This is a genomic window from Paenibacillus taichungensis (assembly GCF_013359905.1).
Lineage (GTDB): Bacteria > Bacillota > Bacilli > Paenibacillales > Paenibacillaceae > Paenibacillus > Paenibacillus taichungensis.
In genome coordinates this window covers 100,112-116,127 of the sequence record NZ_JABMCC010000115.1, presented here as the reverse complement: position 1 = coordinate 116,127, position 16,016 = coordinate 100,112, and the positions used below count along the sequence as shown (strand labels likewise).

The window sequence follows — 16,016 nt, the reverse complement described above, 5'->3', positions numbered from 1 at the left end:
TGGCCGTTACAGTGAAGGATCGTTCTTTCGAGCACTGTTTTTCATTTAAGCCTTGCGTTTTTCTTGCTCACGCAGCTCGATCCGGCGGATTTTACCTGAGTTTGTTTTTGGCAGATCGGCTACAAACTCGATTTTGCGTGGATATTTGTAGGGTGCTGTCCATTCCTTCACATGCTTTTGCAGTTCACGCGCAAGTTCCGGTGATGCGAGGGACTCGTCTCTCAGCACTACAAATGCTTTCACTACGTTACCACGGATCTCATCAGGACTTGCTACGACCGCACATTCCTTCACGCTGGCGTGTTTCATCAGCGCTTCTTCCACCTCAAACGGTCCAATCGTGTAACCTGAGCTGATGATGATATCGTCACTGCGACCTTCAAACCAGAAGTAGCCTTCTTCGTCTTTACGTGCGCGGTCACCTGTTACAAAATAATCCCCACGCTGATTCGCTTCCTTGCGTCCCTCATCCTGGTAATAGGCACGGAACAAGGCTGGCATGTCCTTATGCACGGCAATATCGCCTACTTCACCAGCAGGTACAGGTTGTCCCTCTTCATTAACGATCTCAATAAGACCTGGTGTAATGGACTGCCCCATAGAACCGATTCGTACGGGAGCCTCTTTTAAACTGCCGATCAGCAGCGTGCTCTCGGTTTGTCCATATCCGTCCCGAATTGTCAGGTCAAAGTGACGCTGGAAAATTTCAATTACTTCCTGATTCAACGGCTCACCAGCAGACACGGCGCTGCGCAGTGCGGACAGATCATGGTGACCCAGATCATCTGCTTTGGCCATTAACCGATATTCCGTCGGCGTACAGCACAAGACGTTGATCTGATGCTCCTGCAACAGTTCCAGATAACGTTTCGGTTGGAATGATCCATTGTAGACCAGTCCGGTAGCCCCTCTTCCGAGTACAGACAGAAACGGACTCCAGATCCATTTTTGCCATCCAGGTGCTGCCGTTGCCCAGACCGTATCCGAAGGCTGAATATCCAGCCATAACGATGAAGCGATCCGCAAATGGGCGTAACCCCAACCATGACTATGTACTACGCCTTTTGGATTGCCAGTCGTACCGGAGGTATAAGCGAGAATAGCCATATCGTCACGATGTGTTTCCACCGCAGCCATCGTATCCGATTGCCCTTGCATTAACTGGTGTACATTGACCCAGCCTTCTCCAGGTACGCTATTATCACCATTTGGTGATGCAACGATGCGGTGTGCCAATGCTGGCAGATCTGCATTTATCTTTTCAACTTCAGCAGTCGTCTCGGACCAGACAATGACAGCCCGGGCATCGGAATGCCGAAGACGATACTCCAGATCTTTCGCACGCAGCATTTCGGAAGAAGGAATAACAGCAATGCCCAGTTTCAGACAGGCAATGTATATAACATAGGCAATAATTCGGCGTGGTACCATGACCAGCACCCGGTCGCCCTTCTCCAAACCAAGATCACGCAAGCCTCCAGCAAGACGATTTGCCTGCTTCAATAACTCACCATAAGTGATCTCTTCCAATTCTTTATGATCGCTTAGCCATCTAAGTGCAACCCGATCCGACGGGTGATTCTCCATCTCGGATGTCAGGTTATAGGTTTCAGGCGAAATCCACTGTTGAAAATTCAAATGGAGCCTCTCCTTCATATTTCAAATGTATAGCATCCATATATTATACCCTAAATCCTAGGACCTGGTGCTATGATATAAAATAGTTTAAGAAAAAAATAAACGCAGGTCAATTAAGACGAAGTTCCAAAAGGTTTATCTCTACATATAAAGAAGATAAGTAAGACAAAAAAAGGTGTCCTCCCGACCACAGGAAGACACCTTAATTATCCCAACATATCTATAAAATATAGATTGATTTAATCATTGTAGACATGACTCTGAATTTCAAGAGTCGTTTCTCTGCGTTCAATCTTACCAAGCGTAGTTCCCGATGCCATCCAAGATGCTTTCGACTTCACTCAGCTCTTCCGTCGTCAGGTCTGGTGCCTGAAGTGCGGCTACGTTTTCTTCGATCTGGGACACACGGCTTGCGCCGATCAGAGCAGAAGTAACTCGGTTGCTACGCAAAATCCAGTTCAGCGCCAACTGGGAGATCGTTTGACCTCTACGTTCGGCAACCGCCTGAAGTGCTTCGAACTTGGCGATCCGTTCGTCCGTATAGGCTTCTTTTCTCAGATTGCCTGTTGGATTAGCGCGCTCTTCCTTGATCTTGTCCACATACTTATTCGTCAACTGACCGCGGCCAAGCGGACAGAATGCAATTGATCCTACGCCGTGCTCATCCAGCACATCCTGCAATCCATCCTCAATCCAGCGATTCAGCATCGAATAATTTGGCTGGTGAACCAGACAAGGTGTTCCAAGACGACGCAAAATAGTAACTGCTTCTTTGGTCTGTTCAGCATCATAGTTGGACAAGCCTACATACAGAGCTTTACCCTGTCTAACGATATGATCCAGCGCAGTCATCGTTTCTTCGAGCGGTGTCTCCGGATCTGGACGGTGATGATAGAAAATATCTACGTAATCCAGTCCCATCCGGTTCAGACTTTGGTCCAGACTGGCAATCAGGTTTTTGCGGGAACCCCATTCGCCGTATGGACCGTTCCACATATGATAACCTGCCTTGGTGGAGATGAGCAGTTCGTCGCGGTAAGGACGCAGATGTTTTTTGAGAATGACACCAAAATTCTCTTCGGCTGATCCTGGAGGCGGTCCATAGTTGTTGGCCAAGTCGAAATGGTTAATCCCCAGATCGAATGCGCGCAGGATCATCTCTTCCTGAATATCCAGGGTGCGGTTTCCACCGAAGTTCTGCCATAAGCCTAGTGCTATTTGCGGCAGTTTGATTCCGGTTTTGCCAGAGCGGGCATATTTCATTTCACTGTATCGTTGTTCACTCGCAGTATAAGGCATCGTTAATCTCTCTTTTCCTGTAAAAGTTATTGAATACCCTTTCATCTTAGACACTTTCCATGTAAAACGATATGGCATTTCACTACAACGATATGGAAAAATGATTGGTATCTTCATCAAATGATATTTATAAAACGATTCCTTTTCACCTTTTATATGTTAAAATGCAAGGTATAACGACCTCATAACAGGAGTGAATAGCCTTGATTACGTATATGTGCAAAAACAATCACTTTCAGGAGCTGCAGCTCCTTCATTACGGCACAGAAGCTTGCGCACCCGGTCACCACTTCGGCCCGGCCATGCGCGATTATTACAAAATCCATTATATTTTGGACGGCAAAGGCACCTTCGAAGTCGGAGGCAAAAAGGTTACGCTGCACAAAGGACAGGGGTTCCTCATCGTGCCCCATTCTGTCGTTCATTATGAAGCAGATCAGGATGATCCGTGGGAGTATAGCTGGGTTGCTTTCCAAGGAAGCACCTGCCCTTCGTTATTGCAGCAGGCTTGCCTGTCTGAGCACCATCCGATCTTTGAGATGGGCAATGAAGATGACGAGATGCGCTCCTGCCTGCACCGCATGATTAGCTCTCGCAACACCCATAAGGGGTGGGAGATCAGCATGACGGGATTACTCTTTCAGTTTTTCTCCATTTTGATTGATCGAGCCGGTGAGGACAGACCTATTCCACTCCAGGACTATACGAAAGAAACCTATGTCACTCAGGTGATGGATTTCATTGAGATTAATTATGCCAATACCATAACCGTACAGTCCATTGCGTCTCATGTTGGCTTGCAGCGCAGTTACTTATGCTCTCTCTTCAAAGACAAGATGGGCACCAGCATTCAGTCTTATTTGGTCAATTACCGCATGCGCAGGGCGGCTGAGCTGACGCTGGACCCGGCTTTGACCATTGGGGATATCTCCCGTTCCGTTGGATATGCCGACCAGCTGCTTTTCTCGAAAATGTTCAAAAAAGTTATGGGCGAAGCCCCTACGTATTATCGCAAACACAAAACAGCACCTTCCCATTTATGCAGCTAATGGGAAAGTGCTGTTTTTGTATTTTTACACAGGATATCACTACCTGCTTATGACTGAATTCCATTCGTTCGTTTCTGCTTTAAACCTGCTCCTGCATGGTCACGCCTACCACTTGAACTTTAATTTCATTGACCATAATGCCTGTTAATTGCTCGACAGCTTGCTGCACATTATGTTGAAGTTCCTGACAGACTTCATGCATCTTTCTGCCAAATTGAACATTGATTCGCAGTTGGATAGATGCCTGATCATCTTTGATTGCAACGTCAATTCCTTTTTGCAAGCTCTTTCCGCTGATACTCTTGGCGATTCCTTCGGTAAGACCAACAGACATGGAGGATATTCCCTCTGTAGTTTGAGCGGCCATGCCGACAATTTTGGATACTACATCATTGGAAATATGAATGGCGCCCATTTGAACAGATTGTGGCTCAATATACTCAGGTTCAGTGTATGGTTGTGGGATGATTTCAGACATGATTTCCACTCCTTCTATATCATTTATAAATGTTTAAGCATTCTGCCATTTGTCCTTGAAGAATAGCTGATAGATTCGAACCAAAATAATTTTAACGATCATGTAGACAGGGATGATAATTAGAATGGCAATTATGCCGCCCAGGTCCCCTGCACCCAGCACCAATATAATGGTGGTAAGCGGATGAATATCGAGTTTTTTGCCAAATACATACGGTGCAACCAGATTATCCTGAATTTGCTGTGCTACCAGAATAATAATGAGTGACCAGATTGCAACCGAAGGGGATACCACCAGTCCCATAATGACAATAGGAACGGAGGACAGAATCGCCCCGATAAACGGAACAAAGTTCATAATGACCGCAATTACGGTTAACAGCAGTGCATACGGGAGACCAATGATCAGGAAACCAATATACATCAGCACGCCCAAAGCCAGATTCACGAGAACTCGTCCCACGATAAAGCCGCTTAACGCCTGATCGATCTCAAGTACCACGTCACGACTGTCTTTTTGGAAGCGTTTTGGTGCAATGTGCACCAGCTTACGACCAAATTTCTCGCCCTGCTTCAACATGTAGAACAATATGATCGGGAAAGTGAACAGAACAATCGCAAAGCTTGAGATGAGTGAGAAGAATCCACTCACATAGTTTGTTACAAAGGTAAAGCCTTTGTTAATGTAATCCGTGATCTGCGAAAACGGGGTCGATCCTTCCGGGAACATAGCCGTAATGACACCGTTCTGCTCCAGCTCTTTAAGCTGCAAACTCAGTGAATTGATTAAATTTGGTGCGTTTTCTACCAGGTTGATCAACTGCTCGCGTAGTGAAGGCCATAGTCCTATAATAAACAGGGCGAACAGTATACCAAACACCAGATAGATCAGCAAAATGCTAAGTGTGCGATTCAGCTTCTTTTTTTCCATGTAATTGACGAGCGGCCGCAGCAGATAATAAAAGAATACGGACAGCATCATCGGCACGGTAATTACCGTAAGCATGGTAACAAGCGGTTGGAAAATAAAGCTGACACGTGATAACAGATAGATATTAATCAGTATCAGTGCCAGTGCAATACTGAAACGTACAAACGAATTTACTTTGAACAAAAAGTTTCCCCTCCACTTAACCTTTTCTATATGAGCATTTTGCAAATGGTGATCAGAATGACAAAATGTTTATATCAACCTTACCCTTTATGTCGGTCCTTTATTTCGGAATCTGTATAGTGAACACCGTCGTCTCCCGTCCACGACGGGAAAGTGTTAATCGTCCACCCATTTTCTCGGTGTTCCGCCGCGCAATTGCCAGTCCAAGCCCTGTACCCCCGGTTCCCGTACGAGCCTCATCCCCGCGCACAAATGGATCAAAGATGGTTGCCCATAACTCTTGAGGGATACCCACACCGGTATCAGCAACCTCGATAACCACATGGTTGTCCAGTGGGATTAACTCCACACGCAGCTCCGTCCCCCGCGGGTTGTAGGACAAGGCATTTGTAATCAGGTTCTGAATCACTCTGGACAACAGCTCCGGATCATACCTTGCATAGATCTCTTCATCAGGAACGAGCACATGCAGGCCAAAATGATTCTGCTCAATCTCACCATACGTATCAGCCATAATCTCACGTACAAATTCGCCGATTTCCCGCTGTTGAATATGCATACGGAAGTCAGGTGAATCCACTTTGAGCAATTCCAGCATGTTCTGAATCATACGCGCGACCTGAACGGACTTGTTGTAGATATATCCCAGATATCGCTGCTGCCTGTCCTTATCTTCCCCTCGCCCTTCCACCAAAGCCTGGGCGTATCCTTGAATACTCGTGATCGGGGTCTTGAGATCATGCGACAAATCCACAATTAATCGCTGTTTGCTTTCTTCGGCATAACGTTTCTCCGCAGATGTATTCTCAATGACGTCCGCCATATAATTGAAGGTTTCTCCAATCTGGACAAATTCCCTCTCTGCCGAGATGGACATGCGTGTACTATAATTTCCCTGGATCATCTGGGTAAGACCTAGAGAGAGAATACTCAGCGGCTTTTTGATTCGACGGGCGACCCAGTAGCTGTATACAAATATCAGCAGCAAGACCAATCCGATCCCGATCATAATGTAGAACGATAACGGATGCTTCAAATTGGTAATCAGCTGATTATCATTAATTCGTACACTGACCAAGTCACGAGGAATCTTCAGCAAAACGTACTTTGCAGCTCCCTCTGTTGAAAGCGGACTAATGGAGTAATAGTAAGGCTGCTCATTTCGGTTTTCGAGTCCTGCATATAGCTCAGCTTCACTGTATTGAGTGAACGTATCCTGCTTGTCCCCGATATAACGAATGACCTTCCGCTCCGCATCCAGCACTTCAATCCATCCCCCACTGTCCTTGAGACGCTGAATCTCGGTATTATTGGCCTCATCGGAACTTCCGGACAGCCACTCGTTCTCCAGTTCTGTCACATACACATGTGCCTCCACATTCAGATCAGGATCCACCACCTGATCCGAAATGCGGAAATCGACCACATCCAGATTAATGATAATGTACACGATGGCTACCAGTAACAACAAAAAGAAGTTAAACAGCAAAAAGTCCAGTGTCAGGGACGTTTGCAATAGTCTCTTTTCTCTAGCTTTCCATGGGCGCTTCAATTTTGTATCCCAGTCCCCTTATCGTTTTTAAATATTCCGGTTGCCTGGAGTCGCGCTCGATCTTTTCCCGAATGTTACTGATATGTACCATTATCGTGCTGTCCTCGTGAGCATAATAATCTCCCCAGACGGCTTCGTATATTTTTTTACGGGTGAAGACACGGCCTGGCTGCTCAAGCAGAAGCTCCACAATTTTGTACTCTGTTGAGGTCAATGTCACAGGTTTATCCGAGCGAAAAAGGATACATTGGGATCGATCAAGCCTGAGCTCACCCAGCTCAAGATTTAACTCCTTAGCAGCAGCCACGTCAGGTGCATCAAATTGATTGACTCTTCTGAGCAAAGCTTCCACTCTGGCGACAATTTCCAAAGGATTGAAAGGTTTGGAGATGTAGTCGTCTGCACCCAGTCCGAGTCCAAGGATTTTGTCATGGTCCTGGCTTTTGGCCGACAGGAACAGAACAGGCATATGATGTGTGGACCTGATTTGTTTGATCAACTGGAGTCCATCCATCACAGGCATCATAATATCCAGTATGACCAGATCAATCTGAGTTGAACGGATACACTCTAGCGCCTCTACTCCATTAACGGCTGTCACAATGTTGTAGTCCTTCTCGAGGTACAGCTGAAGCAGTTCCACAATTTCGGGTTCGTCATCTGCAATTAATAGTGTGTATCTCATGCGAATCCTCTCATTCCTATTTCAATAAATTCAGTTTTCATTCAAATTCGTATCCGTACATTCCATTTGTTATTGCTCATATGTCTATACGTTACTACTATATACTACGTCTCTTAAATCAATCTAAACCATTTCTAAAGATAACCTAAATAAAAAGCCCGGGCATCAGGGCCAGAGCTTCAAATATAAAGCTAAAATAAGTAAAGTTTCAGTACCATTCATCACTTGCTACGTAACCAGGGTTCAACCCGGGCATATAATCGGTCCTTATCATATTGCACATACTGACTCGCCCGATTACGTACCGGGTCACCGGCATAGAAACGTTCATACAGATCATGTCTGGCTCCCAGCGGACTTCCTGTCAGCTCCCAGGCGAGCTGGAATAACCGAATCTTCTCTGGTGCCTGCATCGTTACGCCTCCAAGATACTTGTTCATCATGGGGCTGATACTTCCTTCGAGCTCCAGCTTCCCGGAAGGGATCTGAATAAGGCCACCTGCAGCAATAGTCTTCAAAATCTCAACAGCGCGCGGGTAATAACGGTTCCCCAGATTACGGGCTGTTTCAATATATTTGAATGATGGTAGCCAGTTCCCATGAACATCCGGCGCAGCTTGTGCCTCGGATGCGATGATGAGTCCTTCAATCGTATGCATCTGGCTGATCATCTCCCCAAGCTGTTCCTGTACATTCAGGAAGGCATCCACTCCAATCTCCTTGGCAATGGAAGACGTGATGGCTGTAATGAATTCCAGCTTCGAATGCAGCCGAATAATGCTCTGATGGTAAGCCAGACTGGAGGATGCCACGTTGCAGCGAATCTGCCATACCGCTTCCGGATTGTTGTGAAGCAGTACACGCTCCCAAGGTACAAATACATCGTCAAAAAATAATACAGCATCCATCTCATCATACTGACTACTGAGCGGATGAGCAGTATCTGAATCTAATGTTGCAAAAGATTCTCTACATACCATATGTAATCCTGGACTTCCTGCTGCCACAATAACCATATGCGCGAGTTCCGGGCGATGTCCAGGAATGCGCTGAATCGGATATGCAATGATATCGTCCGCATATGGAGCAGCGGTCGCCACCATCTTCGCCCCACGGAGGACAACACCCTCTGTATTGGTACGAATGATTTGAAGCATCGCATCTTCATCTTCCCCTACGGGCAGAGCACGATTAATTTGCGGGTCACGCTGGACAATGGTCAGGAAGGCATCCTTCCGTTTTGCCTCATCATAATAGGCAGCGATTTTACCTCCATATACCGGGTCATATGCAGCCATCGCATCCCGTGTGGCATACCATCCGGTCAGGCGGGATCGGGCATAATCCGAGAGACGGCTCATTACCCCGTAGGTGCGATCAGACCACAATCGAAAGGCTGCCGCCCTGCTGCTGATCTCCTGAGCATTGCGGGGTACTCGAAAAGCCTGATGTACATATCCATTCGTCTGCTCATCCCAATAAGCCACTGTTTCTCTCGTGTCCGCACCATCCACCAGATTGAACAGACTTTCAATCGTTTGTAAAGTTCCCCGGAAGGCAGAATGCTCTGTTACGCGAATACACTCTCCATCCAGCCATACATTCCGTTCATCGTTCAAGCGTTGCAGATAAGCTTGTCCACGGGACATCGTTATGCTCAATGTAATCCTCCTTCTCGGTTAGAAAGGCTAGGAAACTCAATGTTGATATTGTTTTTAATCATTTCGAAACTTAAGTTATACCAAAACGATACATATTGTATCTATTGAAATAGTACTTTGCTTTGGAGGAAAAAGTCAACAGACACCGAACCTAAGGTCTGGTGTCTGTTCTATTCGATTAATATTAGATCAATTTGGCATACATATGACGCAGATAACGCCAGCGTACCAGCAGGAAAAATAGAATCTGCATAGATGCAAATACGAGGAAAATGCGCAAAGTATAACCCATAACAGAGAAATCAACCAACTGCTGTAATGCAACAAATGCAACGGAACTGTGGATAATGGCCAACACTATTGGCAGGAAAAACATTAACACCAGCTGTCTGGTTACGATGTTGCGAAGCTCCGGGCGACTCAGTCCCATCTTACCAATCATGCGGTACTGTTCTTCATCCCGTTCCAGATCTGCATATAACCGGAAGTAGGTAAAGCTTGCAGCAAAGGTGAAAAAGACAATGCCAATCAATCCGCTCAGAATAAGGATAATACCATTAGTTTGTTTGGAATTAAGCCAATCCAGCACGAGAGCGCTGATCTCGAAGTACCCCTGACCATCTGAGTCATTTTGAATGGATTCGACCAGATCAGGAGCAAACTTCCGCGTTCCCATCCAATCTGTCACAACAAATTGAGTTTTTTTATCGGGATAATAATTTTCATCAGCCTCGATTTGAATATTAAATTCCTTATTCATCTTGTCGTACAGCTCATTGGATACCACATATACTTCCCTTTTGAATTCAACAGGGATGACGATATCGGTTGCAGGTGTTGTTAATCTGACCTTTTCCTGAACTTCCCACATACTGATATTTTTCTGAGTTGAACCCTGCCCAACTTCTGCTCGTAATGTCTTGCGACTCGTAAGATTGCCCGGAGTCATAAAGGAATCGTTAACATTCTCGAGAGTTCGCTCTTGGTAACCGAGCGCCTTGGCAAGATGATTATATTCACTTAGTTTGATGATATAGTCCCCTTCGTCATCAAACAGCGGAATATAACTTCCTTTCTGGTACGGAACCTCATTATCGATCAGTGTCTCTTCAATCTTCCTAATGTGCCGTTCTGCGCTAGGTGTATCCCATGAATTTTGGTAGGTAAACGCATATGGATTTGACATCGATGACAATCCCGGATCAGCGATCGCCAGCATCGTACCGATGCCTGTAAAGGCGGAAGCCGAAATCACACTTACCATAAAAAACATGATCGCATTATCTTTCATTCGATAGGTAAGTTCGGACAGAAACAGCAAATTCGTTTTGCGGAAAAACAAACGCTTATTGCCTTTGAGCGCCCGAATGGCATACACACTAAGTTGGGTGAATAACAAATACGTGCCTGCAATAACCAAAACAACACTACCAAGCAGCAAAGGGAAAGAGTATGTGATCCATACAAAGGCAAATACACCCGCATATCCACCCCCAATGAGTATGACGGAGAGAAGTGCTAAAAGACGAGAAGCCTTTGGCTCGGGTTTTGGTTTTTCCTCTGATTTTACAAGGTCAATCAATGACCCTTTTCGCATCAGTAGCGATGAGCTCAGCGCAATCACAACAAACAGCAGCAGAAATGCTCCGACAGTAAGTGCGATTGCTTTTAATGGAAAATAGAATCGGAGACTTTCTTCCACCGCCAGCATCGAACCGCAGATCAACAGGATCAGCTTGGCAAAGATCATTCCTAATCCAACGCCTGCCACAATGGCGGCAAGTCCAATGCACAAGTTTTCCATGAATAACAGTCGGTTCATCTGTTTACGTGTCATGCCAATGATTTGAAATATGCCGAATTCTTTTTTACGCGTCTTTAGAAATGAACCTACGGAATAGAGCAGAAACAGAAACGAAAAGATGAAAATAATGATCTCAGCAATTAGAAACCCCTGATTCGCAAGCATGGTCACTGTCCCACTTGAACCCTTCAGTCCATCCTTCAGATCCGGGTGAAACAAAAGAAGTGCATACGTAAAAAAGATCATGACGGAAAACGTACTGCTTAGAAAATGGGCCAAATAAATTCGTTTGTTCCGAACAACATTATTAATGGCGAACTGGCGAAAATTCATGTCCTGAGCCTCCCATCAGGGATAATACGTTGATGATTCGTTGATAGAATGTCGATCGGTTATCTCCATAATGAATTTCGTTGTAAAGTCGTCCATCCTTAATAAATACAACCCGGCTGCAATAACTTGCCGCAACAGCGTCATGCGTGACCAACAGCATGGTGGCCCGATCTTCCTGGTTGCGACGTTCCAGCATCTCCATTACATCACGAGCTGCCTTCGAATCGAGATTTCCTGTAGGCTCATCGGCCAGCACCAGCTTGGGAGAATGGATCAGGGCTCGTGCGATTGCTGTCCGCTGGGCCTGACCTCCGGAAATTTCATACGTGCGTTTGTTCAGAAGAGATGCGATGCCCAGCTTCTCTGCGAGTCGATCAACACGTTCATTCATTTCCTCAACCGGTACTCCATCCAGCGTAAGCGGCAGGACAATATTTTCTTTAACCGTGAGTGTGTTGAGCAGGTTAAACGACTGAAATACGAACCCCAGCTCTCGGCGTCTGAACAGAGCCAGTTCATCGTGATCCAGTTCAAACGGGTTCTTACCCGCGATTTTCAGTTCCCCTGAAGTAGGGTGGTCAATGGTTGAAATCATGTTTAGCAACGTTGTTTTGCCGCTACCGGATGGACCCATGATGCCAACGAATTCACCCTCCTGAATACTGAGATCAATACCTGACAAGGCTTCGTATGACACGATCCCTTTATAAATTTTGCTAATCTGTTTTACTGAACATATCTCCATAGGTTAATGGCTCCTTTTAGATTTCGGATTTGAATTAAACCAAGTTGAACTGAACTTCATCGCAAATCGAGGTCGTTCTCTACTTTCTGACTTCAGTCTATCGAAGTTTCGACCATTCTCCTATGGATTAACCTTTCATCTTCATGACATTATTGTAAGATTACATGTCTCACTATCCAAAAATCGTCTTCTCATATGTAGAAAACGAGAAAGACGCCGATCCCTGTCAGGGCACCAGACGTCTTCTCATTTCGTTCCGCATTATGCGCTTATATTTAGATTTCAAAAGTAATGGTTACCGTTGTCCCTTCTCCCTGAACGGATGTAAGGTCGATCCGATGGTTCATTCGTGTCAGGACATCTTTTACAATATATAATCCCATCCCCGTGGATTCTTTAAAATGACGCCCATTCTCTCCGGTGAAAAAAGGCTGGTACACTCGGTTGAGATCCGACTTGGGAATACCCACTCCCTGATCCTTCACTTCAAGAATAATGGATCTTGTGGATTCATGGGCTTGGATGGTTACCTTTTGCCCGTTCCCCCCGGAAGAGTACTTGATAGCATTGGATAACAGCTGTACGAGGACAAACCGAATCCACTTCGCATCCGACTGAACCATTAACGCAGAATCAATTTTCATCTCGGGATACACGTGATTGCGAATGAAGAACCGTTTCAGCTCATGGATGGCTTCTTCTCCGGCCGCCTTGAGGGATACCGGTTCCACACTGAAATCTTGTTCAAATGTCTCCAGCCGTGCCATGTACAACACCGTTTCCAGTCCTCGTCTCATCTGGTCTGCTTCCTCTCGAATGCTGATGAAACGGGGGTCCTCATCCTCCTGATCCTCAACCGTCAGTTCAATGACGGACAAAGGTGTCTTCATCTGATGAACCCATTGATTCATAAAAGTCAGGTATTCCTGTTGACGCTGTTCCAGACGATGCAGGTGCGCATAATAATGACCGTACTGTGAGTCCAACAGTTCTGACAATGCCTGCGGCAAGGGCGCGGGCTCATTCAATGGAACAAATTCTTTCAGATCATTCATTCGATGGGACATCCGGGAATAAAACATGCGATGGGACAGATACCGATAAATGAGATAGGCTGCGTATAGGACTAACCCCAGAGATACCGCATACGTGGCCGTTAACCAGTGGTCATAGCCGTCGTACCAAAAGACCGCAACCACGGTGAGCAGCACAACGATTACCCAACAAGTCAGTACAATATGTTCTCTGATAAACAACTTCATGAGGGCGACGATGCCTTCCAATTGCTGTTGAGTCGATAACCTGAACCTCTTACCGTCTCCAGCGCATCTGTAATGCCCAGCTCAGCCAATCGTTTACGCACGCGGGTCACATTCACGCTAAGTGTATTATCATCCACAAAGGAATCATCCCACAGCTTTTCTAAAATGGTTTCACGGCTAACCAGTTTGGGACTCCGACGCAGCAACGTCTCCAGCAAAATGGTTTCTTTCTTGGTCAGCTGTATCTTGCGATCACCGAGCTCCATCTCCAATCTTTCCAGATAAACAGTTAGTCCATCCAGTTCCACCTTGCGCTCTTCATGACGCGCAGCGTAATCGCCATACACCCGGCGTAGCTGACTTCGAATTTTGGCCATGACAATCTCATGCTCAAACGGCTTCGTAATATAATCGTCCGCACCGTTCTCAAGCGCCATAACCTGATCCATTTTGCCACTCCGGGCCGAGATGAAAATAATCGGACATGTGGAAATGGAACGAATTTGGCGACACCAATAGAACCCATCGTAACTCGGCAGGTTGATATCCAGCAGGACGACATGCGGCTTAATTTGTTCAAACTGCTGGACGACCTGCTCAAAATCCTCAACCGCAACGGCCCTGTCACCATATCGCTCAATATGGGATTGGAGTAAACCCGCAATTTTCGGATCATCTTCAATAATCATTATCGTATACATAAAAAAAGGTCTCGCCTCCAACCTGTCATAATGGAATATGCAATTCTCTTTCCAAAATCATAACACAGGTGGGTACTATCGGGCATCGACCTGCTTACGCCAATCCACAATGTCAGCATTCAACTGCTTCAAATCTCCTGACGGCTGCTCCTCATCGGACAAGTTATACTTCTGCTTCAACGCCAGAATTCGATATACACTTTCATTAATTCGGGATTCTGAAATCTTCCCTGACTTCACTGCGTTCTTCAATGTATCAAAAATAGTCTTGGCACTCTCATAACTGTGAGCTACCAGCAGAATATCACTTCCTGCCTGAACTGTCGCTACGGCGGCATCTTTCAACTTATAATTTTTCGCGATCGCACCCATGCTCAGATCATCTGTGATGACCACACCGTCATACTTGAATTTGCCACGCAACTGCTGACCAATAATGACGTCCGACAAAGATGCCGGATGGTCGGGATCAAGCTTGGGAAACAAAATATGGGCTACCATAACCGCTTCCACCTGTTCCTTCACCGCTGCCTCAAACGGAATCCACTCCAGCTGGGCAAGTTGCTTCTCCGTTTTGTTCACGACAGGCAGATCCAAGTGGGAGTCCACTGACGTGTCTCCATGACCGGGAAAATGCTTCACCACCGGAATAATCCCTTCGCTGCGCAGCCCTTTCATCTCAGCTATGCCCATTTGTGAAACCAGACTGGCCGAACTTCCAAATGAACGATCCCCAATTACCGGGTTATTCGGATTACTATTTACATCCAGCACTGGAGCAAAATCGACGTTAAAACCTACCAGCTGAATTTGTCTTGCTAACAATTTGCCCATCGTTTCAGCCAAATCAGCATCCTTCGTCTTCCCCACTTTCCCATTGGAAGGTATAGACTCTACCGTTTCTGGCATTCGACTAACTTTGCCACCCTCCTGATCCACACTCATGAAAATTGGAACCGGATTGGAACGATTGGCATCCTTAATGGATTGCACGAACTTTGCCGTTCCTGGCACGGTCGAGACATTATTCGCATAGAAAATAATCCCTCCCACCTTCTGATCCGTGATCATCTGTTTCGCTTGAGCATCCAAAGTGGTCCCCTGAACACCCGCGAGAATCATTTGTCCAATCTTCTCATCCAAAGACAATTGGTGGAGCTGCTCTTTTACCGAATCTTTCTCTTCCTGAGGAGGCACTGTATTCTGTTGATCATCCTGACCATTCTGATTGTTTGCACCAGCGTTTGAATTCGCATTGGTCTCCGTTCCGGCATTATTGTTATTTTGCTCTGACGAGGAGGGCTTCTGTGACTCTCCACATGCGGATAAGAGCAACACTATTCCGAATAGCAGGAACAGCATTTGAAGCGTGTTTATGTGTTTGTTTTTTAACTTGTGATTATCGATATACAAGGATGGTCATCCTCCTTAAGCATTGTTGTCATTCAGTCTGAATGTGGTTCAGGCATAACCTTATCATAAGGTGGTTCATTTTCAAAATGGAGACGGCTCCAGTACAAATTCTAAAAATACAGCCTAAAACGCAAAAAATTTCCCCTTTCCGGGTAATTGTGTGGTACTTCATGGTGTTATTCCTTAAGGCGTGTGTGATTGAAGGGGATGAGAAAAGGTATCAGCGGTGCGAAAAATGGTTTCTGTTGTGAATTTTTCATATGTTGAAATTATTATTATAGGA

General features: G+C 45.8%; 13 protein-coding genes. 1 reads left to right on the top strand and 12 read right to left on the bottom strand.

All coding sequences use genetic code 11. The features are described 5' to 3' along the window. Positions 1-45: 45 nt before the first annotated feature. Both HP548_RS19970 and HP548_RS19965 read right to left on the bottom strand, forming a co-directional pair. Positions 46-1,587, bottom strand: coding sequence for an acyl-CoA synthetase (locus HP548_RS19970; protein WP_246318168.1), 1,542 nt, complete (start codon positions 1,585-1,587; stop codon positions 46-48). Between the two features lie 345 nt (positions 1,588-1,932). Beyond that, positions 1,933-2,937: an aldo/keto reductase gene (locus HP548_RS19965; protein WP_175382622.1), complete on the bottom strand. Its 1,005-nt coding sequence runs from the start codon at positions 2,935-2,937 to the stop codon at positions 1,933-1,935. A gap of 203 nt (positions 2,938-3,140) precedes the next feature. On the opposite strand from HP548_RS19965, the gene HP548_RS19960 reads away from it, so the two are divergent. After that, positions 3,141-3,986 (top strand): AraC family transcriptional regulator, encoded by an 846-nt coding sequence (locus HP548_RS19960; protein ID WP_175382621.1) that lies wholly within the window; start codon positions 3,141-3,143, stop codon positions 3,984-3,986. 79 nt (positions 3,987-4,065) lie between these two features. Here the strand turns inward: HP548_RS19960 and HP548_RS19955 are convergent, their stop codons facing one another. The 10 genes from HP548_RS19955 to nagZ form a co-directional block, all read right to left on the bottom strand. Then, positions 4,066-4,464, bottom strand: coding sequence for an Asp23/Gls24 family envelope stress response protein (locus HP548_RS19955; RefSeq protein ID WP_076291049.1), 399 nt, complete (start codon positions 4,462-4,464; stop codon positions 4,066-4,068). A 33-nt stretch (positions 4,465-4,497) separates the two neighbouring features. Beyond that, positions 4,498-5,577, bottom strand: a complete 1,080-nt coding sequence (locus HP548_RS19950; RefSeq protein ID WP_076291048.1) for an AI-2E family transporter — start codon at positions 5,575-5,577, stop codon at positions 4,498-4,500. Between the two features lie 100 nt (positions 5,578-5,677). Next, on the bottom strand, positions 5,678-7,093 hold the full coding sequence (locus HP548_RS19945) for a HAMP domain-containing sensor histidine kinase (protein ID WP_246318135.1): 1,416 nt from the start codon (positions 7,091-7,093) through the stop codon (positions 5,678-5,680). 13 nt (positions 7,094-7,106) lie between these two features. Beyond that, complete coding sequence (locus HP548_RS19940) at positions 7,107-7,814, bottom strand: response regulator transcription factor (RefSeq protein WP_076291046.1); 708 nt, start codon at positions 7,812-7,814, stop codon at positions 7,107-7,109. A gap of 221 nt (positions 7,815-8,035) precedes the next feature. Continuing rightward, complete coding sequence (locus HP548_RS19935; RefSeq protein WP_175382953.1) at positions 8,036-9,463, bottom strand: 4-hydroxyphenylacetate 3-hydroxylase family protein; 1,428 nt, start codon at positions 9,461-9,463, stop codon at positions 8,036-8,038. Between the two features lie 196 nt (positions 9,464-9,659). Then, a complete protein-coding gene (locus tag HP548_RS19930; protein ID WP_175382620.1) occupies positions 9,660-11,612 on the bottom strand; it encodes an ABC transporter permease in 1,953 nt (650 codons plus the stop codon). Beyond that, the gene (locus HP548_RS19925) at positions 11,587-12,357 is read right to left on the bottom strand and encodes an ABC transporter ATP-binding protein (RefSeq protein ID WP_175382619.1); all 771 of its coding nucleotides are present in this window, start codon (positions 12,355-12,357) and stop codon (positions 11,587-11,589) included. Before HP548_RS19925 ends, HP548_RS19930 begins: the two co-directional genes overlap by 26 nt. Positions 12,358-12,632: 275 nt before the next feature. Further along, a complete protein-coding gene (locus HP548_RS19920) occupies positions 12,633-13,619 on the bottom strand; it encodes a sensor histidine kinase (RefSeq protein WP_099852656.1) in 987 nt (328 codons plus the stop codon). Next, positions 13,616-14,320: a response regulator transcription factor gene (locus HP548_RS19915; protein ID WP_076291042.1), complete on the bottom strand. Its 705-nt coding sequence runs from the start codon at positions 14,318-14,320 to the stop codon at positions 13,616-13,618. Before HP548_RS19915 ends, HP548_RS19920 begins: the two co-directional genes overlap by 4 nt. Positions 14,321-14,395: 75 nt before the next feature. Continuing rightward, positions 14,396-15,733, bottom strand: a complete 1,338-nt coding sequence (gene nagZ, locus HP548_RS19910) for a beta-N-acetylhexosaminidase (protein WP_246318134.1) — start codon at positions 15,731-15,733, stop codon at positions 14,396-14,398. Positions 15,734-16,016 lie beyond the last annotated feature (283 nt).